Origin of the sequence: Streptomyces sp. NPDC058279, assembly GCF_042881255.1 — a bacterium.
GTDB lineage: Bacteria > Actinomycetota > Actinomycetes > Streptomycetales > Streptomycetaceae > Streptomyces.
Window position 1 is genome coordinate 48,188 of sequence record NZ_JBHVYA010000002.1, and the last position, 23,941, is coordinate 72,128.

The window sequence follows — 23,941 nt, forward strand, 5'->3', positions numbered from 1 at the left end:
GTCACAGCCGGCCCTTAGCGTTCCCCTACACGTAGGTGACTGCCGCGTACGTGATCGCGGAGGGGGGCCGCCATGACGGAAGCGCGCGTGGAGGCGGGGCCGGTGGATCTCACCGCCGCCGAGCGCCGTATGTGGGACGCGTACCGCACGGGCCGCACCTGTGATCTCAGTGCCCGTGTGGCGGACCGGGACGACCCGCACGCCGGCCGCCCCTGGGGCCCGGAGCGCAGTGTCCGCGCCGAGGTGGTGGCGCTGCTGCTGCTCCACGGGCCGCCTCCCGTGCCCGGCCGGGTGGTGGCGCTGAAGCTGCGCGGCGTGCGGGTCCTGGGGCGGCTGGAACTGTCCGGGGGCCGGGTCGAGCCGTACGTCGAGTTCCAGTCGTGCCGCTTCGACAGCGAGATCCGGTTGTCCGAGACCCGGGTCTGCACGCTGCGCCTGGTGAACTGTGCGATCCCCCGGCTGGAGGCGGCCCGCCTGCACACCGAGGGGGACCTGCACCTGCTCGGTTCCCGGGTGGCGCGGGGCATCCGGTTGACGGACGCGCAGATCGGCACCGACCTGCTGATCAGCCGTGCGGTGGTCCGGCCCGACAACAAGGGCCGGGCGATCACCGCCGACGGCATGTCCGTGGCCCAGGACTTCCAGGGCGACATGCTGGAGACCTTCGGGGAGGTCAGTCTGCGCGGCGCGAAGGTCGGCGTGTCGATGAACCTGCGCGGGGCCCGGCTGCGCAACCCGGGCGGGCGGCGCGCGCTGAACGCGCCGCAGTTGACGGTCGAGCGGACCCTGTACCTGACGTCGATCGCGCTGTACTCCGCCGCGGGCGACTCGGGGGGCGGCACTCCCCCGTACGGGGTGGGCCTGACCCCCGCGCCCGGGCAGGCCGCGCGGGCGTTCGAGTGCGAGGGCGGGATGCGGCTGGACGACGGCCGCTTCGGTGACGCGATCGACTTCTACGGGGCCCGGTTCGCGCTGTCGGAGGAGCAGGAGCTCTCGTTGCGCCGGATCAGCACGCCGGAGCTGCGCTTCGTCGGGGGGCAGCCCGAGCGGGGCCGGGTCGTGCTGTCGGGGGCGAAGGTGGTCAAGCTGGTCGACCTGTCCACGAGCTGGCCGGGGCCCGGCCGGCTGGTGATGGAGGGGTTCTCGTACGAGATCCTCGCGCCGCGCGGGCACTTCCCGCTGCCGCGCCGGCTGGCCTGGGTGGAGGCGGCCACGGCGGAGTACTCACCGGAGCCGTACGAGCGGTTGGCGGCGGTGCTGCGGGCCAGTGGCGAGGACGCCGACGCCCGGGAGGTGCTGCTGGCCAAGCAGCGGCGGCGGCGCGCGACCTTGCCGCCCGCCGCCAAGGCGTGGGGCTACCTCCAGGACTGGACGGTGGTGTACGGGTACCGGCCGGGGCGGGCGGCGCTGTGGATGGCGGTCCTGTGGGCGGCGGGCACGCTGCTGTTCTCGCAGCACCCGCCGCCGCCGATCAAGGAGGACGAGCACCCGCAGTGGAGCGCCGCCCTGTACGCCCTGGACCTGCTGCTGCCGGTGATCGACCTGGGGCAGGAGGGTCAGTGGAAGCCGGGCGGAGCCTGGCAGTGGGGTGCGTCGGCCCTGGTGGTCCTGGGGTGGATCCTGGCCACGACGGTGGCCGCGGGCGCCTCCCGGCTGCTGAGGCGGGGGTGACGGCCGCGGGGTCCCGGCCACTACCCTGTGCCTCGTGACCACCGTTCGCCTGCCCCTCTTCCCGCTGAACTCGGTACTGTTCCCCGGCCTCGTGCTGCCGCTGAACATCTTCGAGGAGCGTTATCGCGCCATGATGCGCGAGCTGCTGAAGTCGGGTGAGGACGAGCCGCGCCGTTTCGCGGTCGTCGCCATCCGGGACGGCTGGGAGGTCGCGCCGACCGCGCCGGGCCTGCCGGACCAGACGACCCTGCCGGAGCGCGGTCCGGCGGCGGGCTTCGGCGCGGACCCGATCCAGGCGTTCCACCGGGTGGGCTGCGTCGCGGACGCGGCGACGATCCGGGAGCGGGAGGACGGCAGCTTCGAGGTGCTGGCCACCGGTACCGCCCGGGTCCGGCTGCTGTCGGTCGACACCTCGGGGCCGTACCTGGTCGCGGAGCTGGAGGAGTTGGCGGAGGACGCGGGTGACGGCGCGGGAGCGCTGGCCGAGGGCGTGCTGCGGGCGTTCAGGAACTACCAGAAGCGGCTGGCGGGGGCGCGCGAGCGGTCCCTGGCCGCGCCGCCCGAGCTGCCCGACGAGCCGTCGGTGGTGTCGTACCTGGTCGCCGCGGCGGCCGTGCTGGACATCCCGGCGAAGCAGCGGCTGCTCCAGGCCCCCGACACCGCGACCCGGCTGGCGGAGGAGCTGAAGCTGCTGCGCGCGGAGACGGCCGTGATCCGGCACCTGCCGTCGCTGCCGGCCGTGGACCTGACGCGCGCGCCGACGAGCCCGAACTGATGGCGAGGAAGAAGGCGGGGGCGGCCGGGGCCGCGACGCCGGCGATCGCGGCCCTGACGGCGGCCGGCGCCGAGTTCACCACGCACGCCTACGAGCACGACCCGGCGCACCCCTCGTACGGGCAGGAGGCGGCGCAGAAGATGGGCGTCGCCCCGGAGCAGGTGTTCAAGACGCTGGTCGCGGAGGTGGACGGCGTGCTGACGGTGGCGGTGGTCCCGGTCTCGGGCTCGCTCGACCTCAAGGCGCTGGCCGGGGCGGTGGGCGCGAAGCGGGCGGCGATGGCGGACCCGGCGCTGGCGGAGCGGACCACGGGGTACGTGGTGGGGGGCATTTCGCCGCTGGGGCAGCGGCGGGCGCTGCGGACGGTGGTGGACGCGTCGGCGTCGGGGCACCGCACGATCTGTGTGTCCGCCGGGCGGCGGGGGTTGGAGGTCGAGCTGGCTCCGGGGACGTTGACGGCGTTGACGTCGGCCGTGGTGGCACCGATCGCACGGTAGCCTCCGGCGGTTGGGCGGGGTCGGGTGCGGGGCGGGTGCGGCGCCGCGGAGCGGAGCGGCCCCGGCTGCGCCGGGCTTTACGGGGCTTCGCCCCGGACCTCGCGCCTCAAACGCCGGCGGGGCTGGGTTTGCCCGGCACGCCGGCGAGGCTGAGGGCCGGATGTGCCCCGGGGGTCAGGGGTGGGACGGGTCCGGGGCGTGGACGTGGGTCGGCGGGTAGCCGTCGGTCCCCGGCCAGGTCGGTTCCGGGCGGGTGAAGACGGCCGTCAGGGCCAGGTGGGCGCCGAGCGCGACCAGCGGCCAGGCCAGCAGCGCACCGTGGGCCAGCAGTTGCAGGGGGGCGTCGAACGGGACGCCCTTGCCCGCCTTCGCGGCCGCCGCCACGAGGTTCGAGGAGGGGCCCAGCCGCAGTCCCAGCCGCCAGCCGATCAGCGCCGCGAACACCGATCCCGCGCCGAGCCCGAGCACCAGGGGAACCCCGCCCCGGCGCCGCCACAGGAAGACCGCGACCGCGCTCAGCAGCCCGAAGGCGGCCGCGAGCAGCAGGTACGTCCCGTCGGCGCCGATCCGCGCCTCGCTCTCGGAGTTCCGCAGGAACACGGCCTCCCCGTTGGACACGTACTGGACCTTCGGCGCGAGCCACGCCCACAGCACGCCCAGCAGCACCCCGGCCAGCGCCACCACCAGCGCGACGGCGGCCCCGTCCCGGACATCGCCCGGCGTGGTCTTCCCGGGCGGCGGCGCGCCCTGGTCGAACGGCAGCGGAGACGGGGACGGCGGTGGGGTCACGGCTTCGGTCACCCGCACATCGTGCCAGGTCCGCGCTCCGGCGGTGTCAGCGGACCGCCGCCCGCCGGTAGGCCCAGGTGGCGACGGCCAGGGACAGCACGCCGACCGCCCCGCACACGCCCAGGTCGAACAGGACCGCCGCCCAGTCCGGGTCGGGCGCGAACGTACGGGCGAAGGCCTCCACCCCGTACGTCGAGGGCAACAGGTCCCGCGTCCACACGATCACGTCGGGCATCCGCTCCGGCGGCAGCACTCCCAGCAGCAGGGCCGCCGACATGCCGAGCTGGCCGGCGAGCGTGGCCAGTTCCTGCCGGGGCGCGAGCAGCCCGAGCGCCGCCCCCAGGCCCGCGAGCGCCGCCCCGGCCAGCGGTACCACCGCCGCGAGGATCCACAGCCCGCCCATCGGCAGCCCGAACAGCACGCACCCGAATCCCGCCGTCACCAGCGTTCCCGGCACCGTGAAGGAGGCGTAGGCGGCGGCCGCGCCCAGCACCACGGAGGCGGGCGGCACCGGCAGGGTGGCGTAGTGGTCGAGCCCCCCGCCGGCCCGGAGCTGACCGAAGTACTGGGCGAGCAGGTTCAGCGCGACGAAGGCGACGACCAGTACCGACGATCCGGCGACGACGGCCCGCGCCTCCGAGCCGCCGTCCACCACCCCCCGCATCAGGATCATGATCCCGACGGACTGGAAGGTGGCCACGAACAGCAGCGGGATCCGCGCCACCCGCGCCCGGGACAGCTGCGCCCGGTACACGGCGGCGAGCGCGGGGAAGAACCGGGCCCGGGGCGCCAGCGGTCCGGGGACGGCCGCCCCCGCGGTGACGGCGGTGGTCACGACTTCACCAGCCCCTTCGAGGCGCGGCCCCCCAGGGCCAGGTAGACGTCCTCCAGGCTCGGCGTGGCGAGGGTGAAGTCGTCGAGCGCGGCGAAGGCCGGCCCGCCGGTCACCGCGGCCACCGCGGCGCGCGCCCGGTCGGGGGTGAGCCGCAGCACCCAGCGCCGCCCGGACACGACGGCGGCCGGGGCCAGCTCCGCGACCTCCGGCACCTCCAGGGGCGCGGTCGTGCGCCACACCAGCTCCAGCCTGACCTCGCCGGACACCGTCGTCTTGAGCCCGGCCGGGGTGTCGCAGGCGATGACCTTGCCGTGGTCGATGACGGCGACCCGGTCCAGGACGGTCTCGGCCTCTATGACGTTGTGGGTGACGAGCAGGACGGTGGCGCCGTGGTGGGCGCGGCGCCGGTCGACGGCGCTCCACACGGCCCGCCGGGCGACGGGGTCCATGCCGGTGGTGGGCTCGTCGAGGACCAGGACGGGTCGCTCGCCGACCAGCGCGGTGGCGAAGCAGGCGAGGCGCCGCTGGCCGCCGGAGAGCTTCTTCAGGGGCCGGCCGGCGAGCGCGGTCAGCCCGAGTTCCTCCAGTACGGCGTCCCGGGCGGCGCGGGCCGCGCGGGCGTCGAGTCCGCGCAGTCGGCCGGTGGTCTCGGCGGCGAGCGCCACGGTCAGCTCGTCCAGGGCCGTGGACTCCTGGCCCAGGTAGGCCAGCAGCCGGGAGGCCCGCTCGGGGTGGCGTACGAGGTCGTGGCCGAGCAGCGTCACGGTCCCGGCGTCGGGCCGCATCAGTCCGGTGAGCTGCCGTACGAGGGTGGACTTGCCGGCGCCGTTGGGGCCGAGCAGGCCGAAGATCTCGCCGCGCCGGACGTCCAGGGAGATCCCGTCGTTGGCGCGGGTCTCGGGCAGGGCGGGGGCCCCGCGCCGGCCGCGCACCGCCGGGTAGGTCTTGACGAGGTCGCGCACCGCGCAGACGACGTCGCCGGCACCCGCGTCGGAGGTCACAGCCGCGGCCGGTGCCGTGTCCTGTTTCGCGCTTGCTGTGCCCGTGCTCACGAGGGAGCAGCCTACGCGGCTTTCATCCCTGGTCGGCCGCCGGGGTCACCGGCGCCCCCGGCACGGCGGCCCCCGGGCCCGCCACGTGCTCGGCGGCGGCGCGGACGTCGATCTCGCGCCAGAAACCGGCACGGATGGCGTAGCGGTCGTGTTCGTCGATCTGGTCGTCCTTGTGGGCGAGCAGGCCGAACCGGGCGGCGTAGCGCAGCAGCTCCCCGTCGATGCGGTGCGGGATGCGCGGGTACATGGTGGCGAGTTTTTGCAGGTGGACGTTTTCGGGGAGCCGTTCCATCCAGCGCCGGGCGAACACCTGGCCGACCTCGAAGGGGTCGCCGCCGACGGTGGTGATGTCCTCTTCCCGGTCCGCCCAGCGCTGCTCGGCGCTGGTGAGCTGGGCGAGGGTGGGCAGGGAGGCGGTCTCGGCGGGCTCGCCGAGGGGTCCGGCCCGGTCGATCCAGCCCTTGTCGGAGGACCAGCGCAGGGCGCTGCCGGCCGGGCCGGGCGCCGAGCCGGCCGCGTTCTGCGGGGCGGCGGCGCCGGGGGCGCGCAGGGCGGCGAGGTCCTTGGGCGTGGGGACGGGTCTGGCGCCCTCGGCGGTGCCCTCGTCGGCGGGCGCCGGTACGGGCGCGGGGCGCTCGGCGGTGTCGGCGCTGTCGGCGGTTGCCGCGGGGGCGCCGTTGCGGGCGGCTTCGGCGAGCGCCGCCTCGGGCAGCGGCGCGGAGAGGATGGCGGCGATCTCGGGGCGCGGGGCGGGCGCCGGGGAGCACAGTCCGGTGAGGTCCTTGGCCCGTACGGCCCGGGTGATCCACGCCCGGTCCAGGACCCGGCGTTCGTCGGCTTCGGCGACGAGGTCCTCGGACTGGTTGTAGTCGCCGTCGGCGGCCTGGACGGCCCACAGGTGGACGGCGACGCCGTGTTCCTTCGCGGACATCAGTCCGGGCAGCAGGTCGCCGTCGCCGGTGACCAGGACGACGTCCGAGCAGGCCCGGTTGCGGGCGAGTTCGGTGAGTTCGGCGTGCATGGCCGCGTCGACGCCCTTCTGCGCCCAGCGTCCGTCGCTTCGGGTCAGGGCGCCGAGGCGGACGGTGACCCGGGGCATCACGCGCAGCCGCCGGTGTTCGGGCTGGGGCACCCGGTCGGGCGCGCCGTCGAACCAGTAGATCCGCAGCAGCGGCTGTTGGGTGTCGGCCTCGGCGCGTTCGCGCAGGCCCTGGATGAGGGCGGCGTGGTCGACGGTGATGCGGGAGCGGGACGGCTCCCCCGCGAGAAGGCTGGCGGCGGCGCCCAGCAGATAGCCGGCGTCCACCAGGACGACGCAGCGGTCCACGCGTTCCACCCTCTTCCCTGGGGGTTCTCGACAGGTTTTCCCCGAGTCTGCCCGACCGCAAGGGTGTTGAAGGTCGGAACTCGATCATCGGCGTGGCGTATCTCACGCCGGGCCCGGCGCGGGTTGACGACTACGCGCGGCGATGATCCAAAATGCGCGGTTTCTGGTGCTGTGTGAGGGTGAAGTCGGCCCTGGCCCCTACACCCCTCACGGAGGCTTCCCATGGCCAAGAACAAGAACAGCCGGCAGCCCGCGAAGACCTCGGACCGCGCGCAGGCCCAGGATCCGGCGAAGAGCTCGGTTCAGACGTCCCCCGAGCCGTCGTCGGCGCCGAGCCCGATGCACATGGCGGGCAAGCGCAAGGAAAAGAAGTTCGGCCACAACTGACGGCCCCCGCACCTGCGGGAAGGGCGCGCCCGGAACACCGGGCGCGCCCTCGGGCGTGTGGGCCGTCGGCGACTACCCGGCCAGGCAGGACGGTCCGAGGAGCACCTTGAGGTCGCCGAAGAGCGCCGGGTCGGGCTGGACCCGGTGCTTGTCGAGGCGCAGGACGGTGGTGGTGCGCGGCCCCTGGAGCTTGATCCGTACCTCGGTGTTGCCCCTGTGGTGGCGCAGGATCTCCCCCAGACGGGTCACCATCGGCGGGGTGACCTTGACGGTGGGGATGGTCAGGACGACGGGGGCGTTGGTCCCGGCGGAGGACAGGTCGGGGACCATCATCTCCATCGCGACCAGGCGCGGCACGTCCTCGCGCTTGTCGAGGCGGCCCTTGACGAAGACGACCGTGTCCTCGACGAGCTGGGTGGAGACGAGCTGGTAGGTCGCCGGGAAGAACATGCACTCGATGGAGCCGGCCAGGTCTTCGACGGTGGCGATGGCCCAGGCGTTGCCCTGCTTGGTCATCTTGCGCTGGAGGCCCGAGATGATGCCGCCGATGGTGACGACGGCGCCGTCGGAGTGCTCGCCGCCGGTGAGCTGGGAGATACCGGCGTCCGTCTTGTCGGACAGCACGTGCTCCAGGCCGAACAGCGGGTGGTCGGAGACGTAGAGGCCGAGCATCTCGCGCTCCTGGGCGAGCAGGTACGACTTCTCCCACTCGACGTCGGAGAACTCCACGTCGAGGCCGAAGCCGGGCTCGTCGCCGGCGTTCTCGTCGCCCATTCCGCCGAACAGGTCGAACTGGCCCTCGGCCTCCTTGCGCTTGACCGCGACCACGTTGTCGATCATCGACTCGTGGTGGGCGACCAGGCCCTTGCGGGTGTGGCCCATCTCGTCGAAGGCGCCGGCCTTGATCAGCGACTCGACGGTCCGCTTGTTGCAGACGACGGCCTCGACCTTGTCCAGGAAGTCGGGGAAGGAGGAGAACTTCCCCTTGGCCTTCCTGGTCTTGATGATCGAGTCCACGACGTTCTGGCCGACGTTGCGGACGGCGGTGAGGCCGAAGAGGATCACGTCGTCGCCCTGCGCGGCGAAGTTCGGCTCGGACTCGTTGACGTTCGGCGGGAGCACCTTGATGCCCATGCGGCGGCACTCGTTCAGGTAGATCGCGGACTTGTCCTTGTCGTCCTTGACCGAGGTGAGCAGGCCGGCCATGTACTCGGCCGGGAAGTTCGCCTTGAGGTAGGCGGTCCAGTAGGAGACCAGGCCGTAGGCGGCGGAGTGCGCCTTGTTGAAGGCGTAGCCGGCGAAGGGGACCAGCACGTCCCACAGGGCCTGGATCGCCTGGTCGCTGTAGCCGTTCTTGCGGGCACCGGCCTGGAAGATGGTGAAGTTCTTCGCCAGTTCCTCGGGCTTCTTCTTGCCCATCACGCGGCGCAGGATGTCGGCCTCGCCGAGCGAGTACCCGGCGATGATCTGGGCGGCCTTCTGGACCTGCTCCTGGTAGACGATCAGGCCGTAGGTGACCGCGAGCACCTCTTCGAGCGGCTCTTCCAGCTCGGGGTGGATCGGGGTGATCTCCTGCTGCTTGTTCTTGCGCAGGGCGTAGTTGGTGTGCGAGTTCATGCCCATCGGGCCCGGCCGGTACAGGGCGGACACGGCGGAGATGTCCTCGAAGTTGTCGGGCTTCATCAGGCGCAGCAGCGAGCGCATGGGGCCGCCGTCGAACTGGAAGACGCCGAGGGTGTCGCCGCGGCCGAGCAGCTCGAAGGTCTTCGGGTCGTCGAGCGGGAGGGCCAGGAGATCGATGTCGATCCCCTTGTTGGCCTTCACCATCTTGACGGCGTCGTCCATGATCGTGAGGTTGCGCAGGCCGAGGAAGTCCATCTTCAGCAGGCCGAGCGACTCGCAGCTCGGGTAGTCCCACTGGGTGATGGTGACGCCGTCGGTGTGCCGCACCCAGACGGGCACGTGGTCGGTGATCGTCTCGCTGGACATGATCACGCCGGCGGCGTGCACGCCCATCTGGCGGACGAGGCCCTCGACGCCCATGGCGGTGTCGATGACCTTCTTCACGTCCGGTTCGTTCTCGTACATCCCGCGGATCTCGCCGGCCTCGCTGTAGCGCGGGTGCTTCGGGTCGAGGATGCCGGAGAGCGGGATGCCCTTGCCGAGGACGTCGGCGGGCATGGCCTTGGTGAGCCGGTCGCCCATCGCGTACGGGTAGCCGAGGACGCGCGCCGAGTCCTTGATCGCGTTCTTGGCCTTGATGGTGCCGTAGGTGCCGATCATGGCGACCTTGTCGGCGCCGTACTTCTCGGTCACGTACCGGATCACCTCGACGCGCCTGCGCTCGTCGAAGTCGATGTCGACATCGGGCATGGAGACGCGCTCGGGGTTCAGGAAGCGCTCGAAGATCAGACCGTGGGTGAGCGGGTCGAGGTCGGTGATGCCCATGGCGTACGCGACGATCGAACCGGCCGCGGAGCCTCGGCCCGGGCCGACCGCGATGCCCTGGTTCTTGGCCCACATGATGAAGTCGGCGACGACGAGGAAGTAGCCCGGGAAGCCCATCGAGATGATCGTGTCCATCTCGTACTCGGCCTGCTTCATCCGGTCCTCCGGGATGCCTCCCGGGTAGCGGCGGTGCATGCCGCGCATGGTCTCCTCGCGGAACCAGGTGACCTCGGTGTAGCCCTCGGGGATGTCGAACTTCGGCATCAGGTTCCGGAACTGGAACATGCCCTCGGTGTCGATCTGCTCGGCGACCAGCCGGGTGTTGGCGCAGCCCTCCTGCCAGGCGTCCGAGGAGTCGATGGCGTACATCTCCTCCGTGGACTTCAGGTAGTAGCCGGTGCCGTCGAAGCGGAAGCGGTCCGGGTCGGAGAGGTTCTTGCCGGTCTGGATGCACAGCAGGGCGTCGTGGGCCGTGGCCTCGTGCGCGTACGTGTAGTGCGAGTCGTTCGTGACCAGCGGCGGGATGCCGAGCTTCTTGCCGATCTCCAGCAGCCCGTCGCGGACCCGGCGCTCGATCTCGATGCCGTGGTCCATCAGCTCCAGGAAGTACCGCTCCTTGCCGAAGATGTCCTGGTACTCGGACGCGGCCTTGAGGGCCTCGTCGAACTGGCCGAGGCGCAGCCGGGTCTGGAGTTCGCCGGAGGGGCAGCCGGTGGAGGCGATGAGCCCCTCGGACCACTTGGAGATGGTCTCCTTGTCCATGCGCGGCCACTTGGTGAGCCAGCCCTCGGCGTACGCGTCGGAGGACAGCCGGAAGAGATTGTGCAGGCCGGTGGCGTTCGCCGCCCAGATCGTCTTGTGGGTGTAACCACCGGAACCGGACACGTCGTCGCGCTTCTGGTGCGGCTGGCCCCACTGGATGCGGCGCTTGTTGCGCCGGGACTCGGGGGCGACGTACGCCTCGATGCCGATGATCGGCGTGACGCCGGCCTTCTGCGCGGAGTGGAAGAAGTCGTAGGCGCCGTGCAGGTTCCCGTGGTCGGACATCGCGATGTGCGTCATGCCCATCTCGTTGCACGCGTTGAACATGTCCTTCAGCCGCGCGGCACCGTCCAGCAGCGAGTACTGGGTGTGGACGTGCAGGTGCGTGAACGGCGGCTTGGTCACGGTGGGGGTCCTCCGGCGGCGGGAGTGGGGGGCGACTTCGAATCCTACGTCGGGCCGGTGACACATCCGGGGCACTCACCGGTACGGTCAGGCGTTGCACCGGCCAGGAGCACCTGTCCGAAAACCGATTGGCACACGCGCCACCAGGAGGAACCCGCCATGGCGGTCCCCGAGACGACGAACGAGCAGCGCGCCGAGCAGATACTCGACGTGTTCGACACCGCTTTCGGTGAGCTGCTCGCCGCCGACCCCGCTGCCTTCCAGGTGAAATTCCGGAAGATGGCGGCCTCCGCCTTCGCCTTCTACCGCGGTACGGCCTGCCTGTTCTACGCCGATCTGGAGCGGGACCGGCACGGCGGCCCGTACCTGGACGAGCGGACGGGCCGGGTGTGGATCCACGGCGATCTGCACGCCGAGAACTTCGGCACGTACATGGACTCCAACGGCCGGCTGATCTTCAACATCAACGACTTCGACGAGGCGTACGTCGGCCCCTTCACCTGGGACCTCAAGCGGTTCGCGGCCTCCGTCGCCCTGCTCGGCTACACCAAGGCGCTCAGCGACGGTCAGATCAGCGATCTGGTGCGGACCTACGCGGCCGCCTACCGGGAGCGGATCCACCGGCTGGCGACGGGCGCCAAGCACGAGGAGGTCCCCTCCTTCACCCTGGACACCGCCGAGGGCCCGCTGCTCGGGGCGCTGCGCGCGGCCCGGGCGCGGACCCGGTTCGAGCTGCTGGCGTCGATGACCGAGATCCGGGACTACGAGCGTCGCTTCACGGCCGGTCCCGGCACGCTGGAGCTGGACGCGGCCACCCGTTACAAGGTGCTGGCCGCCTTCGACGGGTACCTGGAGACCCTGCCGGAGGAGTCCCTCGTGCGGCCGGATTCGTACCGGGTCAAGGACGTGGTGGGGCGGCGGGGCGTCGGCATCGGCTCGGCCGGGCTGCCCTCGTACAACATCCTGCTGGAGGGGCACAGCGACGCCCTGGAGAACGACGTCGTGATCTACCTCAAGCAGGCGCAGACGCCGGCGGTGTCCCGGCACATCACCGAGCGGGCGGTGCGGGAGTACTTCCTGCACGAGGGGCACCGCACGGTGATCTCCCAGCGGGCCCTCCAGGCGCACGCCGACCCGTGGCTGGGCTGGACGGAGCTGGACGGGGCCGGGCAGCTGGTGGCGGAGGTCTCCCCGTACGCGGTGGACCTGGACTGGTCGGATCTGGACGACCCGGAGGAGATCGCGGCCGTGGTCGCGGACCTGGGACGGGCGACGGCGACCATGCACGCCTCGGCGGACGAGGCGGAGAGCGGCCACTCCCTCGTGCCCTTCTCCACCGAGCGGGCCATCGACGCGGCCATCGCCGCCGACGAGGAGGGTTTCGGCGAGCTGCTCGTCGACTTCGCCCACGCCTACGGGGCCCGGGCGCGCGCCGACCACCAGATCTTCGTCGACCTGTTCCGCAACGGCCGGCTCACGCCGTAGCCCCCGGGCCGGCGCGGCCCGCGGGCCCTGATTCACAGGGAGTCGTGGCAGACTCGCCGGGATGGACATATCCGGTGCAGGGCTTCGAGGGCTGCGGGCCGCGCTGTTCAGCGCGCTCGTCGTGCTGCTCTCGACCGGCTCGCACGTCCTGCTGTCCCGGGTGCCGCTGCCGCCCGCGCTGGTGGGCGGGGCTTTCGCCGCGGTGTTCGCGCTCGCCTTCGCGGTGGCCGGCCGGGAGCGGGGCTTCGGCGCGATCGCCGGGCTGCTGGTGCCGCTGGAGCTGGCCGCCGACACCGCCTTCACCGCCGGTCAGCACTTCTGTTACGGCCCGGCGGGCGGTCCGGTGGCCGGGCCGTTGCACGCGCTGGGCCTGGACGGGCTCTGTGGCGGAGCCCCGGTGGGCGGGCCGCTGACCGGGGTGGCGGGACCGGCCCCCGACCCGGCCGCGCTCCTCGCGACGCCCGGACCGTGGACGCCCTGGCTGCTGCTGGGCGCCCACGTGTCGGCCGGCCTGCTGGCCGCCGTGTGGCTGCGGTACGGGGAGCGCGCGCTGGGCCGGTTGCTCCGGGCCGTGGGCGTCCTCGCCTTCCGGCCGCTGTTGCTGGCGGTGGCCGCGGTGGTGGCGGCCGCCGGGCCGGTGCGGCGGGCGGTGCGGCCGGCGCCCGGGGGCGCGGGCGCCCGTACCCGGTTCCCCGCGCATTCCGTGGGACGGAGGGGACCTCCCGTACGGCGTGGGGCGCTCGCGAGCGCCTGAACGGTACGGCAGACCCCCAACCCTTTCGCATCACGGAAGACCCCACGGAGATCGACATGAGTGCACGCAACAGCCACGCGAACAAGGCGGCGGCCCGCGAGCGGCTGCGCATCGAACGCGAGAAGCAGGCCAAGAAGGCCAAGGCGCGCCGCCAGCTGTTCGTGGCCGGCGCCGTCGTCGCGGCCCTCGCGGTCGCGGGCGGCGTCGGCTACCTGGTCGTGCAGAACACCAAGCCCTCCCACTGGGAGAAGGCCGCCACGGCGGAGCTGGTCAAGCCCAAGAACACCACCGGCGACGACGGCCTGACGGTCGTCGTCGGCAAGGCGGACGCGAAGAAGACCCTGGAGCTCTACGAGGACCCGCGCTGCCCGGCGTGCGCGGCCTTCGAGCAGTCGGTCGGCGCGCAGGTGCGCAAGGACGTCGACGCGGGCAAGTACAAGCTCCACTACTTCGGCGCCACCTTCATCGACAACGGTGCCAAGGGCGAGGGGTCGAAGAACGCGCTGAGCGCGCTGGGCGCGGCGCTGGACGTCAGCCCGGAGGCGTTCCTCGACTACAAGGCCGCGCTGTACTCCAAGGAGCTGCACCCCGACGAGACCGTCGACAGCTTCGCCAAGGACGACTACCTGATCAAGGTCGCGGACACGGTTCCGGCTCTCAAGGGCAACGCCGCGTTCAAGAAGGCCGTCGAGGACGGTACCTACGACCGGTGGGCGATGGACATGGCCAAGGCGTTCAACAAGTCCGGCGTGACGGCCACCCCGACGCTCAAGATGGACGGCAAGAAGATCGACACCCCGGCGACGCCCGAGGCGTACACCGCGGCGATCGACAAGGCGCTCGCGGGCTGATCCGCGGAGGGCCGCACCACGTCGCGGCGCAAGACAACGGGCGGGCGAACTCCTGGAGTTCGCCCGCCCGTTGCCTTACCGAGGGTATCCCCGAAGCCATACCGGTCAGTAATATGATCGTCCGTGACCAGTCATCTCTCTCCTGCCGCCCCGGCGCATCCGCGCCGCCGTACGGTCGTGCTGGCCGCCGCCGCCACGGCCGCGCTGGCGCCGATCGCGACCCTGGGCGCCGGCGCCGCCCGCGCGGCGGAATCCGCCCCCGCCTTCCTGCACGGCGTCGCCTCCGGCGACCCGCTGCCCGACGGAATCCTGCTGTGGACCCGCGTCACCCCGACCGCCGACGCGGTGCCCGGTTCGGGGCTCGGCCCGGACACCCGGGTCGGCTGGGAGGTCGCGGAGGACGCGTCCTTCTCCCGCGTCGTCGCGAGCGGGTCCGTCACCGCGACGGCCGCCGCCGACCACACCGTCAAGGCGGACGTGCGCGGCCTGCGACCCAAGACCGCGTACTGGTACCGGTTCACCGCCGGCGCCACCGTCTCCCCGGTGGGCCGCACCCTGACCGCCCCGGCCGCCGACACGAGCACGGCGGGCGTGCGCTTCGGCGTGGTCTCCTGCGCCAACTGGGAGGCGGGCTACTTCTCCGCCTACCGCCACCTGGCCGCCCGGGCCGACCTGGACGCGGTCCTGCACCTCGGCGACTACATCTACGAGTACGAGAGCGGCGGCTACCCGGAGGCCAAGTACGTCGTACGCCCGCACGAGCCGAAGCACGAGATCCTCGACCTCGCCGACTACCGCACCCGGCACGGCAACTACAAGACGGACGCCGACCTCCAGGCGCTGCACGCCGCGCACGCGATCATCGCGATCTGGGACGACCACGAGTTCGCCAACGACTCCTGGTCGGGCGGCGCGCAGAACCACACCCCGGGCGCCGAGGGCGACTGGACGGCCCGCGCCGCCGCCGCCAAGCAGGCGTACTTCGAGTGGATGCCCGTACGCCCCTCCATCGCCGGCACCGTCTACCGGCGGCTGCGGTTCGGCACGCTGGCGGATCTGCACCTGCTGGACCTGCGCACCTTCCGCTCGCAGCAGGCCAAGGTGGGCAGCGGTTCGGTGGACGACCCCGAGCGCACCATCACCGGGCGCGCGCAGTTGGACTGGCTCAAGTCGGGGCTGTCGGCCTCGCGCGCCACCTGGCAGCTCGTCGGCACCTCCGTGATGATCTCGCCGGTGGCCTTCGGCTCGCTGCCGGCGCACCTGCTGCAGCCGCTCACCAAACTGCTCGGGCTGCCCGAGGGCGGCATAGCGGTCAATGTGGATCAGTGGGACGGCTACACCGACGATCGCAGGGAACTCCTGTCCCACTTGAAGGACCAGGGCATCGAGAACACGGTGTTCCTGACCGGGGACATCCACATGGCGTGGGCGAACGACGTCCCGGTGAACAAGGCGACGTATCCGGCCTCGGGCTCGGCGGCGACGGAGTTCGTGGTGACCTCGGTGACTTCCGACAACATCGACGACCTGCTGCACGTGCCGGCCGACACCGCCTCGCTGGTCGCCGAATCGGCCATCAAGGCCGCGAACTGGCACGTCAAGTGGCTGGACATGGACGCCCACGGGTACGGCGTCCTGGACGTGACGGCCGAGCGCACGCAGATGGACTACTACATCGTTTCCGACAAGCGGCGCCCGGACGCCACATCGGCGTGGGAGCGGTCGTACCGCACCCTGAGCGGCACGCAGAAGGTGGAACGGGCCGACCACCCGGTTCGTTGACGTAGCGTCAAATTTGCTGTCGAGGGAGGCGCTTGGTTCATACCAGGCGCCTTTTCGGCGTCATCGGCAACAAATCTTTAACCTACGAGATCTTGCCATTCTGATGACATGCACACGTAAGCTGCGCGTCAGCGTGAGGACGTACCTCACCCCCCACCACGCTTCGCGAGGAGTCAACGTGCGCGCCAACGCCCGCATATCCCCCCTGCTCCGCCGCCGCCTCATGGGTACGGCCGTCCTGGCCGGCACCCTGGCCTTCGCCCCGCTGACGGCCCCCACGACCGTCGCCGTCGCCAAGTCCGGCGAGACCTGTACCCCCGGCCAGTCCGCCGCCGCCCCGGCCAACGCCCGCGTCGCCCGCCCCAAGAACCACCATGCGGCCGACCCGAACGAGATCACGGACGCCCAGGTCAAGGCCATGGACGCCGACCTCAACAAGAAGCTGTCACAGCTCGGTCCCCAGCAGCTGAACGGCCTGCGCACGGGCGCCGCCGCCGCGACCACCATCCCGGTGTACGTGCACGTCATCACCTCCGGCACCGCCGGCAAGCTGACGGCCACCGACATCAACAACCAGATCTCGGTGCTGAACTCCGCCTACAGCGGCAAGGGCACCGGCAACGTGGACTCCGGCTACCAGTTCAGCCTGGCCGGCACGGACTACACGGACAACGCCGCCTGGTACAACGTCTCCGACGGCACCCAGGCCGAGAAGGACATGAAGAACGCCCTGCGCAAGGGCGGCAAGAACGCGCTCAACCTCTACACCGCCAACCTCGGCGGCGGACTGCTCGGCTGGGCGACCTTCCCCAGCTCCTACGCCTCGCAGCCGAAGATGGACGGCGTGGTCATCCTCAACAGCTCGCTCCCGGGCGGGTCCTCGACCAACTACAACGAGGGTGACACCGCGACCCACGAGGTCGGCCACTGGATGGGTCTGTACCACACCTTCCAGGGCGGCTGCTCGGGCAGCGGCGACTCCGTCGCCGACACCCCGGCCGAACAGAGCGCCGCGTTCGAGTGCCCGACGGGCCGCGACAGCTGCACCAACAAGACCGGTGTCGACCCGATCCACAACTTCATGGACTACACGTACGACTCCTGCATGTACCAGTTCACGGCCGGCCAGGTGTCGCGCATGCAGAGCATGTGGACCGCCTACCGCGCCTGATCGGCACCTCCCGTGGCTGATCGGCGCCCGCCGCGGCGGCGGCGGACGGCGACCACGTGAACAGGGGCCCGGCCCGGCGGAAGCCGGACCGGGCCCCTGCCCGCGTACCGCGCGGCTAAAGGGTGTCGAGGAACGCCAGCGCGACCTTCCACGTCTGCTCGGCGGCCTCCGCGTCGTAGTCGTCGAGCTCGGGGTCGGTGAACAGGTGCCCGGCGCCCTGGTAGCCGTGGACCTCCACGTCCGCCCCGGCCCGCCGCATCCGCAGGTACCAGGCCGTCAACCAGTCGTGCGGTTCGAACGGGTCCGGATCGGCCACGTGCAACTGCACCGGCAACCCGTCGACCGAGGCGCCGTCCTCCAGGTCCGAGGTGCCGTGCAGGAGCAGCAGCCCGCGCGCCTTCTCGTCGTGCAGCGCCAGGTGCTGGGCCACGGAGGCACCGAAGGAGAAGCCGGCGTAGACCAGGCCCTGGTCGGAGTAGGGCGCGGCGGCCAGGACGGCCCGCTTGAGCAGCTCGTCGCGGCCGATCCCGTCCCGGTGGGCCATGCCCTCCTCGACCGTCGCGAACGTACGGCCCTCGAAGAGGTCGGGGACCCGGACCGTGTGTCCCGCCGCGCGCAGCCGGTCGGCCGCCGCGTGCACCGCGGGCCGCAGCCCGTACGTCGAATGGAAGAGCAGGATGTTCATTCCCCCATCGTGCCAGTTTCCGAAACCGGGATCGGGTTAGGTGGCCCGCATGGAGATGGAGAACGTCCTTCGCCCCGTCGCCGTCATCGGCGGCTCGCTGGTCATCACCCTGCTCGCCGGGTGGGTGCTCGACGTGCTGCTGCGCCGGGCCGATGCCCGACACCACGAAACGCCCCTGTGGGACCTGCTGCGCCGGTGCCGGGTCCCGTTCCAGATCGTCCTGTGCGCCGCGCTGCTCAGAGGCTCCTACCGCTCGTCGCGCATCCTGCCGCGGCACGCGGACGGCGTCGGCCGCACCCTGACGCTGATCCTCATCGCCTCCACCGCCTGGCTCCTGGTCCGCATCGCCACGGCGATAGTCGACTCCGGCTACGCGCGCTACGCCTCCGGTTCCCGCGACGCCGCCCGGGTCCGCCGGGTCCGCACCCAGGTGACGCTGATCCAACGGGTGGTGACGGCGGTGGTCTCCGTGGTCGCCGTCGCGGCCATGCTGCTGACGTTCCCGGCGATGCGTACGGTCGGCACGTCGATGCTGGCCTCGGCCGGGGTGCTGGGCATCGTGGCGGGCATCGCCGCGCAGTCCTCGCTGGGCAACCTCTTCGCCGGCCTGCAGATCGCCTTCGGCGACACCGTCCGGATCGGGGACACCGTGGTGGTGGACAAGGAGTGGGGCACGGTCGAGGAGATCACCCTCACCTTCCTGACCGTCCGCACCTGGGACGAACGCCGCATCACGATGCCGGTCTCCTACTTCACCGGCAAGCCGTACGAGAACTGGTCCCGCGGCGGCCCCCAGATGACGGGCACGGTCTTCCTGCACCTGGACCACTCGGCTCCGATCGACCTGATGCGCGAGCAGCTCCTGTACGTCCTCAAGGACACCCCGGAGTGGGACGGCCGGGCGAGCGCCCTGGTGGTGACCGACACCACACCGAGCACCATCGAGGTGCGGGCGATGGTCACGGCGAAGGACGCCGACGACCTGTGGACCGTCCGCTGCGCGGTCCGCGAACGCCTCATCGCCTGGCTGGTGGCCCACCACCCGTACGCCCTCCCCCGCGTGACGACCGCAGGGGCGGTCCGCGAGCCCTCCTACGACGCCTCCTAAGGGTTGCGCAGGCTACGGACGTCCAGGTGGCGCAGGACCCGGTCGACGATCTCCGGATCGGCGCCGGGTTCGCTGCGCGCGGCCAGCACCTCGTGCCGGGCGGCCGACATCATCTCCCGTTGGATGCGTTGGACGTCGCGGATGCGCTCCACCCGCTTCGCGTACGCCTCGCGCCGTTCCTCGTCCACCATGTCGGGGCTGATCCTGGCCCCCACGTCGTAGGCCCGGCGGTACAGGACCTCCAGCAGGTCGTCGGGGAGGTCCTCGGCCCCCTCGATCTCCTGTAGCCGGCGCTTGGCGGCCTTGGCGGCGCGGACGGCGAGCCGCCGCTCCGTCTCGCGCTCCGCGTCCTCGTCGGCCTCGACCCCCAGCCGGCGCACGAGCCAGGGCAGGGTCAGCCCCTGGCAGAGCAGCGTCACCATGATCACGGCGAAGGCGATGAAGATGATCTGGTCCCGGCCCGGGAAGGGCTCCCCGGCATCGGTCTTCAGCGGGATGGCCAACGCCAGCGCCACCGAGGCCACGCCGCGCATCCCGGCCCACCACATGACCGTGCTCTCCCGCCAGCTCACCGGGATCTCCTCGGCGTAGTCGCGCCGCTTGTGCAGCCGCTTCGCCAGCCAGCCCGCCGGCAGCAACCACAGCAGCCGTACCCCGACGACCACCGCCACGACGGCCGCCGCCCAGCCCGCCATCTGCTCCTCGCGGCCCCGCGCGGTACCGAAGACGTGGTGCAGCTCCAGTCCGATCAGCCCGAACGCGACCCCGGTGACCAGGGTGTCGACGATCTCCCAGAAGGTGTGTCCCGCCAGCCGCCCCAGCACGTCGTCGGCGTCGGTCGCGTACTCGGCGAGGAACAGGGCCGTCGTCAGCACGGCCAGTACGCCCGAGCCCCGGAGTTCCTCCGCCACCACGTACGCGACGAACGGCACCAGGAGCGTCAGCCCGATCTGTAGCGTGGCGTCGCCGAGCCGCCCCATGAGCCGGTTCGTGAGCCAACCGAGGGCCAACCCCACCGCCAGGGCGACCACGGCGGACAGCACGAACTCCCCGAGGGCGTCCGGCCAGGAGAAGCTGCCGCTGACGGCGGCGCCGACGGCCACGTGGTAGAGCACGATCGCGGTGACGTCGTTGAACAGTCCCTCGCCCTCCAGGATCGACACCAGCCGGCGCGGCAGTCCCAACTGCCCGGCGACGGCGGTGGCCGCGACCGGGTCGGGCGGCGCCACGAGCGCACCGAGCGCCACCGCCGCCGCCAGCGGCAGCCCGGGCACCACGGCGTTCGCGACGGCGGCGACGGCCGCCGTGGTCACGAAGACCAGGGCCACGGCCAGCAGCAGGATCGGCCGGACGTTGGCGGCGAACTGGCGCCAGGAGGTGCGCTGCGCGGAGGCGTAGAGCAGCGGCGGCAGCACCAGCGGCAGGATGTACTCGGGCGGGAAGTCGACGTTCGGCACGAAGGGCACGAGCGCCAGCACCACCCCGCCGATGGTCATCAGCACGGGGGCGGGCAGCTTCAGCCGGTCCCCGAGCGGCACGGTGACCACGGCGCCGAGCAGCAGTACGAAAAACAGAGCGAGCTGATCCACTCCCCCACCCTGCCATTACGCTGCCGCTCGCCTGCGGGGCAGGGCTCCCACCGCGCCCGTGTCGGCCGGACGCGGGCCACCCCGCGCCGCTCCCCGCCGCGCCCCTTCAGCCCCGCCGGCCAATTCAGCCTCGCGTGGGGGTACCCGCGCCTCAAACGCCGGCGAGGCTGAAAGTGCGGCCCCGCGCCTCAAACGCGGCGGGGCTGAATCTGCCCCCGGCGGGGCTGAATGACGCACCCCCCGGGGCCGGACCGCGGGGCGGCGTTACGGCAGCGGGCGCCGCATGGCGCGGTGCGGGATGCCCGCGTCCTGGAACTCCGGTCCGTAGGCCACGTAGCCCAGGCGCTCGTAGAAGCCGAGGGCGTGCGTCTGCGCGCCCAGGTCCACGGCCGTGAGCCCCAGCCGGCCGGCCTCCGCCTCGATGGCCCGTACCAGGGCCGCGCCCACGCCCAGCCCGCGCGCGGCGGCGCTCACGGCGAGCCGCCCGAGGGAGCCGACCTCCGGGGAGCCGGTCTTGCCGAGGGCGTCCGGCCCGTACAGCAGCCGGCCCGTGCCCAGCGGCTTCCCGTCGGGCCCCTCGGCCAGCACGTGCACGGCGCCCGCGTCGTAGGCGTCGTACTCGATCGACTCCGGTACGGCCTGCTCGACCACGAACACCTGGTGGCGCACCGCGAAGCACGCCGCGCGGTCCGCCTCGCCGGCCGCCACGCGAACGGTGAAGGAGGTCACTCGCTCTCGGCCCGGATCACGTCCAGGGCGTGCTGGAGGTCGGCCGGGTAGCCGCTCTCGAACTCCACCCACTGGCCGTCGGCGGGGTGCTCGAAGCCGAGGCGGACGGCGTGCAGCCACTGGCGGGTCAGCCCGAGCCGCTTGGCGACGGTCGGGTCGGCGCCGTAGGTCAGGTCGCCGACGCAGGGGTGGCGGTGGGCGGACATGTGCACGCGGATCTGGTGCGTACGACCGGTCTCCAGCTTGATGTCCAGCAGCGAGGCCGCGCGGAACGCCTCGATCAGGTCGTAGTGGGTGACGGAGGGCTTGCCCTCCTGCGTCACGGCCCACTTGTAGTCCGCGCTGGGGTGCCGGCCGATCGGCGCGTCGATGGTGCCGCTCATCGGGTCCGGGTGGCCCTGCACCAGCGCGTGGTAGCGCTTGTCCACGACGCGCTCGCGGAACTGGTTCTTGAGCGAGGTGTACGCGCGCTCGGACTTGGCGACGGCCATCAGGCCGGACGTGCCGACGTCGAGGCGGTGCACGACGCCCTGGCGCTCGGACGCGCCGGAGGTGGAGATCCGGTAGCCGGCGGCGGCGAGGCCGCCGATGACGGTGGTGCCGGTCCAGCCGGGGCTCGGGTGGGCGGCGACGCCCACCGGCTTCATGATGACCACGATGTCGTCGTCGTCATGGACGATCTCCATGCCCGGGACCGGCTCGGCGACGAGTTCGACCGGCCGCGGCGGCGCGGGCATCTCGACTTCGAGCCAGGCGCCACCGTGCACGCGCTCGGACTTCCCGACGACGCTGCCGTCGACCGCCACCTTCCCCGCGGCCGCGAGCTCGGCCGCCTTCGTCCGGGAAAACCCGAACATACGGGCGATGGCGGCGTCGACGCGCTCGCCCTCCAGGCCATCGGGAACGGGCAGGGTGCGGATCTCGGGAATCGTACTCACCCGTCGAGTATGCAGGACTCGGCAGACGAGCAGTCCCGCGATCGGTCCCTCGATCAGTCCTCGTGGACGGTGCCGTCCGGGTCCAGGCCCTTGAAGGAGAGCAGGACGATCAGGATGCCGCCGCACACGATCGCCGAGTCCGCGAGGTTGAACACCGCGAAGTGGGCGGGCGCGATGAAGTCGACGACGGCCCCGCGGAAGACCCCCGGCGACCGGAAGATCCGGTCGGTCAGGTTGCCCAGGGCGCCGCCCAACAGCAGCCCCAGCGCGATCGCCCACGGCAGGCTGTAGAGCTTTCGGGCCAGCCGGACGATCACCACGATCACGGTGGCCGCGATGCAGGTGAAGATGATCGTGAACGCCTCGCCGAAGCCGAACGCGGCCCCGGGGTTGCGGATGGCCTCGAACTTCAGCAGGTCGCCGACTACCTCGATGGGCTGTCGGTGTTCCAGCTTGGCGACGACGACCATCTTGCTTCCGAGGTCGATCAGGTACGCCAGTACCGCCACGACGAGCAGCGCCGCGATCCGCCGGCGCCCCTTGGGCGCGGTCGGCTCCGGCTCCGCGCCGTCCCCGACGTCCGGCGTACCGATGATGCGCTCCGCCTCTGCCACGTGAGTCCCTCGAACTAGCACGAACCAGGTTCCCGGCAGGTTCCTGGACCCTGACGAGACACGAGAGTACGTCAGGGTGCCGTGGGCCGCTCCGCCTGCCCGGGCCGGTTCAGTGCCGTCGCTCCTGCTTCTGCTTGCAGTCCACGCACAAGGTGGCCCGCGGGAACGCCTGCATCCTGGCCTTGCCGATGGGCTTGCCGCAGTTCTCGCAGAAGCCGTACGTGCCCGCCTCCAGGCGCTCCAAGGCCCGCTCCGTCTGCTCCAGCATCAGGGTGGCGTTGGCGGCGAGGGCCAGCTCGGACTCCCGGGTGATGTTCTTGGTGCCCGTGTCGGCCTGATCGTCGCCGGCGCCGTCGCCCGAGTCCCGCATGAGACCCGAGATCGCCTGCTCGGACGCCTCCAGCTCGGCGCGCAGCCGCAGTACCTCGCCGGTCAGCTCCGACCTGGCTTCGGCCACCTCGTCGGGCGTCCACGGCTCCTCGCCGGGGCGTACGGGCAGCCGGCCGGGAGCCACGGGGCCGGTGGCGGCGGGAGTCGCCTTGGGGAGGCCGCTGGTGGCGGCCTCGGCCGTCTTGCGCGTCGCGCCGGTGCTCTTCTTGGCAACCACTGTGCGGGCTCCAGTCTCTTTCGCGGCCTGCGCCGCCCCCTCGGCCCCGGCCGTTTTGGCCGCGGTCTTCCTCGCCGTCGTCTTCTTGGCGGCGGCCGTCGCCTTCTCCGCGGGCGCCGTCGGCGCCTTCTTCGCGGGTGCCTTCTTCGCCGGCGCCGTCTTGCCGGGCGCCTTGGTCGCCGGCGCCTTGCCGCTCGCGGACGCCGTGGTCGCGGGCGCCTTCTGCACAGCCGTCTTGTCCACCACTGCCTTCTTCCCGGGTGTCTTGGTCGCGGATGACTTCTCGGCGGATGCCTTCTCGACGGGTGCCTTCTCGGCCGCCGACTTCTTCCCGGGCGCCTTCTTCGCGGGTGCCTTCGCCTCCGGTGTGTTTCCCTCGGCCGCCTTTCTCTCGGCCGCCTTTCTCTCGGCCGCCTTCTTCCCGCCGTCCTTCGCCGCGGCTTTCACCGCCTTCACGGCCTTCACGGCCGCCTTCTTCGCGGCGGGAGCGGTCGCGGACGCCTTCCTGGTGGCGGCTCCCTTCCCGGCCGGGGCGTCCGTCCCGGCGCGGGTCCCGGCAGCCTTTTCGACAGCCTTCTCGGTAGTCCCGGCGGTCTTCTTCGCCACCATGGCCGCGGCCCCTTCACATACTGTGATCATTGCTCGCGAATCGTGCCGGAACGATAAATCGGCTCCGGCCG

Annotated in this window: 21 protein-coding genes; 10 read left to right on the forward strand and 11 right to left on the reverse strand. The window is 72.0% G+C overall.

Going from position 1 to position 23,941, the window contains the following annotated elements; translation table 11 throughout:
• Positions 1-72 precede the first annotated feature (72 nt).
• The 3 genes from ACFVXJ_RS04990 to ybaK are packed head-to-tail and all read left to right on the forward strand — an operon-like array spanning position 73 to position 2,943.
• On the forward strand, positions 73-1,671 hold the full coding sequence (locus ACFVXJ_RS04990) for an oxidoreductase (protein ID WP_389658788.1): 1,599 nt from the start codon (positions 73-75) through the stop codon (positions 1,669-1,671).
• A gap of 34 nt (positions 1,672-1,705) precedes the next feature.
• Positions 1,706-2,446, forward strand: a complete 741-nt coding sequence (locus ACFVXJ_RS04995) for an LON peptidase substrate-binding domain-containing protein (RefSeq protein WP_389658791.1) — start codon at positions 1,706-1,708, stop codon at positions 2,444-2,446.
• Positions 2,446-2,943: a Cys-tRNA(Pro) deacylase gene (gene ybaK / locus ACFVXJ_RS05000; protein ID WP_389658794.1), complete on the forward strand. Its 498-nt coding sequence runs from the start codon at positions 2,446-2,448 to the stop codon at positions 2,941-2,943. Before ACFVXJ_RS04995 ends, ybaK begins: the two co-directional genes overlap by 1 nt.
• Before the next feature lie 174 nt (positions 2,944-3,117).
• On the opposite strand, the gene ACFVXJ_RS05005 is transcribed toward ybaK, so the two are convergent.
• From ACFVXJ_RS05005 to ACFVXJ_RS05020, 4 genes are read right to left on the reverse strand one after another with little or no spacing between them, the layout of a single operon-like run.
• The gene (locus ACFVXJ_RS05005; protein ID WP_389658797.1) at positions 3,118-3,744 is read right to left on the reverse strand and encodes a hypothetical protein; all 627 of its coding nucleotides are present in this window, start codon (positions 3,742-3,744) and stop codon (positions 3,118-3,120) included.
• Between the two features lie 34 nt (positions 3,745-3,778).
• Positions 3,779-4,567: an ABC transporter permease gene (locus ACFVXJ_RS05010; protein WP_389658800.1), complete on the reverse strand. Its 789-nt coding sequence runs from the start codon at positions 4,565-4,567 to the stop codon at positions 3,779-3,781.
• Complete coding sequence (locus ACFVXJ_RS05015; RefSeq protein WP_389658803.1) at positions 4,564-5,619, reverse strand: ABC transporter ATP-binding protein; 1,056 nt, start codon at positions 5,617-5,619, stop codon at positions 4,564-4,566. The genes ACFVXJ_RS05010 and ACFVXJ_RS05015 overlap by 4 nt, the downstream gene beginning before the upstream one ends.
• Positions 5,620-5,641: 22 nt before the next feature.
• A complete protein-coding gene (locus tag ACFVXJ_RS05020) occupies positions 5,642-6,955 on the reverse strand; it encodes an NYN domain-containing protein (protein WP_389658806.1) in 1,314 nt (437 codons plus the stop codon).
• Between the two features lie 213 nt (positions 6,956-7,168).
• Here ACFVXJ_RS05020 and ACFVXJ_RS05025 point away from each other — a divergent pair, with 213 nt between their 5' ends.
• A complete protein-coding gene (locus ACFVXJ_RS05025) occupies positions 7,169-7,333 on the forward strand; it encodes a hypothetical protein (RefSeq protein WP_389658809.1) in 165 nt (54 codons plus the stop codon).
• A 72-nt stretch (positions 7,334-7,405) separates the two neighbouring features.
• Here ACFVXJ_RS05025 and dnaE read toward each other — a convergent pair whose 3' ends face one another.
• A complete protein-coding gene (gene dnaE / locus ACFVXJ_RS05030; protein WP_389658812.1) occupies positions 7,406-10,948 on the reverse strand; it encodes a DNA polymerase III subunit alpha in 3,543 nt (1,180 codons plus the stop codon).
• 159 nt (positions 10,949-11,107) lie between these two features.
• Here dnaE and ACFVXJ_RS05035 point away from each other — a divergent pair, with 159 nt between their 5' ends.
• The 5 genes from ACFVXJ_RS05035 to ACFVXJ_RS05055 all read left to right on the forward strand — a co-directional run bounded on the left by ACFVXJ_RS05035 (position 11,108) and on the right by ACFVXJ_RS05055 (position 16,991).
• Entirely contained in the window at positions 11,108-12,433 is a 1,326-nt protein-coding gene (locus ACFVXJ_RS05035; RefSeq protein WP_389658815.1) for a DUF2252 domain-containing protein, read from the forward strand.
• 61 nt (positions 12,434-12,494) lie between these two features.
• Positions 12,495-13,187 carry a hypothetical protein gene (locus tag ACFVXJ_RS05040; RefSeq protein ID WP_389658818.1) on the forward strand — a complete coding sequence of 231 codons (693 nt, stop codon included), beginning with the start codon at positions 12,495-12,497 and terminating at the stop codon, positions 13,185-13,187.
• Positions 13,188-13,243: 56 nt separating this feature from the next.
• On the forward strand, positions 13,244-14,038 hold the full coding sequence (locus tag ACFVXJ_RS05045) for a thioredoxin domain-containing protein (protein WP_389658821.1): 795 nt from the start codon (positions 13,244-13,246) through the stop codon (positions 14,036-14,038).
• Between the two features lie 123 nt (positions 14,039-14,161).
• On the forward strand, positions 14,162-15,820 hold the full coding sequence (locus ACFVXJ_RS05050) for an alkaline phosphatase D family protein (RefSeq protein WP_389658823.1): 1,659 nt from the start codon (positions 14,162-14,164) through the stop codon (positions 15,818-15,820).
• A gap of 223 nt (positions 15,821-16,043) precedes the next feature.
• On the forward strand, positions 16,044-16,991 hold the full coding sequence (locus tag ACFVXJ_RS05055) for a zinc metalloprotease (protein ID WP_389660043.1): 948 nt from the start codon (positions 16,044-16,046) through the stop codon (positions 16,989-16,991).
• Positions 16,992-17,106: 115 nt separating this feature from the next.
• Here ACFVXJ_RS05055 and ACFVXJ_RS05060 read toward each other — a convergent pair whose 3' ends face one another.
• Positions 17,107-17,676: a dienelactone hydrolase family protein gene (locus ACFVXJ_RS05060; RefSeq protein WP_389658826.1), complete on the reverse strand. Its 570-nt coding sequence runs from the start codon at positions 17,674-17,676 to the stop codon at positions 17,107-17,109.
• A 55-nt stretch (positions 17,677-17,731) separates the two neighbouring features.
• Between ACFVXJ_RS05060 and ACFVXJ_RS05065 the strand changes: the two genes are divergently transcribed.
• Positions 17,732-18,784, forward strand: a complete 1,053-nt coding sequence (locus ACFVXJ_RS05065) for a mechanosensitive ion channel family protein (protein WP_389660046.1) — start codon at positions 17,732-17,734, stop codon at positions 18,782-18,784.
• On the opposite strand, the gene ACFVXJ_RS05070 is transcribed toward ACFVXJ_RS05065, so the two are convergent.
• The 5 genes from ACFVXJ_RS05070 to ACFVXJ_RS05090 form a co-directional block, all read right to left on the reverse strand.
• Positions 18,781-20,373 (reverse strand): Na+/H+ antiporter, encoded by a 1,593-nt coding sequence (locus tag ACFVXJ_RS05070; protein WP_389658829.1) that lies wholly within the window; start codon positions 20,371-20,373, stop codon positions 18,781-18,783. The two genes, ACFVXJ_RS05065 and ACFVXJ_RS05070, sit on opposite strands and share 4 nt — an antisense overlap.
• A gap of 264 nt (positions 20,374-20,637) precedes the next feature.
• Positions 20,638-21,102: a GNAT family N-acetyltransferase gene (locus ACFVXJ_RS05075; RefSeq protein WP_389658832.1), complete on the reverse strand. Its 465-nt coding sequence runs from the start codon at positions 21,100-21,102 to the stop codon at positions 20,638-20,640.
• Positions 21,099-22,040, reverse strand: a complete 942-nt coding sequence (locus tag ACFVXJ_RS05080; protein ID WP_389658835.1) for an RluA family pseudouridine synthase — start codon at positions 22,038-22,040, stop codon at positions 21,099-21,101. The genes ACFVXJ_RS05075 and ACFVXJ_RS05080 overlap by 4 nt, the downstream gene beginning before the upstream one ends.
• Before the next feature lie 53 nt (positions 22,041-22,093).
• Positions 22,094-22,654, reverse strand: a complete 561-nt coding sequence (gene lspA, locus ACFVXJ_RS05085) for a signal peptidase II (RefSeq protein ID WP_389658838.1) — start codon at positions 22,652-22,654, stop codon at positions 22,094-22,096.
• A gap of 109 nt (positions 22,655-22,763) precedes the next feature.
• A complete protein-coding gene (locus tag ACFVXJ_RS05090; RefSeq protein WP_389658842.1) occupies positions 22,764-23,870 on the reverse strand; it encodes a TraR/DksA C4-type zinc finger protein in 1,107 nt (368 codons plus the stop codon).
• Positions 23,871-23,941 lie beyond the last annotated feature (71 nt).

What these genes read in the sequence shown, in the direction of transcription:
- ACFVXJ_RS04990 (WP_389658788.1), top strand. Translation starts at nt 73, where the DNA reads ATGACGGAAGCGCGCGTGGAGGCGGGGCCGGTGGATCTCACCGCCGCC.
- ybaK (WP_389658794.1), top strand. Translation starts at nt 2,446, where the DNA reads ATGGCGAGGAAGAAGGCGGGGGCGGCCGGGGCCGCGACGCCGGCGATC.
- ACFVXJ_RS05025 (WP_389658809.1), top strand. Translation starts at nt 7,169, where the DNA reads ATGGCCAAGAACAAGAACAGCCGGCAGCCCGCGAAGACCTCGGACCGC.
- ACFVXJ_RS05035 (WP_389658815.1), top strand. Translation starts at nt 11,108, where the DNA reads ATGGCGGTCCCCGAGACGACGAACGAGCAGCGCGCCGAGCAGATACTC.
- ACFVXJ_RS05040 (WP_389658818.1), top strand. Translation starts at nt 12,495, where the DNA reads ATGGACATATCCGGTGCAGGGCTTCGAGGGCTGCGGGCCGCGCTGTTC.
- ACFVXJ_RS05045 (WP_389658821.1), top strand. Translation starts at nt 13,244, where the DNA reads ATGAGTGCACGCAACAGCCACGCGAACAAGGCGGCGGCCCGCGAGCGG.
- ACFVXJ_RS05055 (WP_389660043.1), top strand. Translation starts at nt 16,044, where the DNA reads ATGGGTACGGCCGTCCTGGCCGGCACCCTGGCCTTCGCCCCGCTGACG.
- ACFVXJ_RS05060 (WP_389658826.1), bottom strand. Translation starts at nt 17,676, where the DNA reads ATGAACATCCTGCTCTTCCATTCGACGTACGGGCTGCGGCCCGCGGTG.
- ACFVXJ_RS05065 (WP_389660046.1), top strand. Translation starts at nt 17,732, where the DNA reads ATGGAGAACGTCCTTCGCCCCGTCGCCGTCATCGGCGGCTCGCTGGTC.
- ACFVXJ_RS05090 (WP_389658842.1), bottom strand. Translation starts at nt 23,870, where the DNA reads ATGGTGGCGAAGAAGACCGCCGGGACTACCGAGAAGGCTGTCGAAAAG.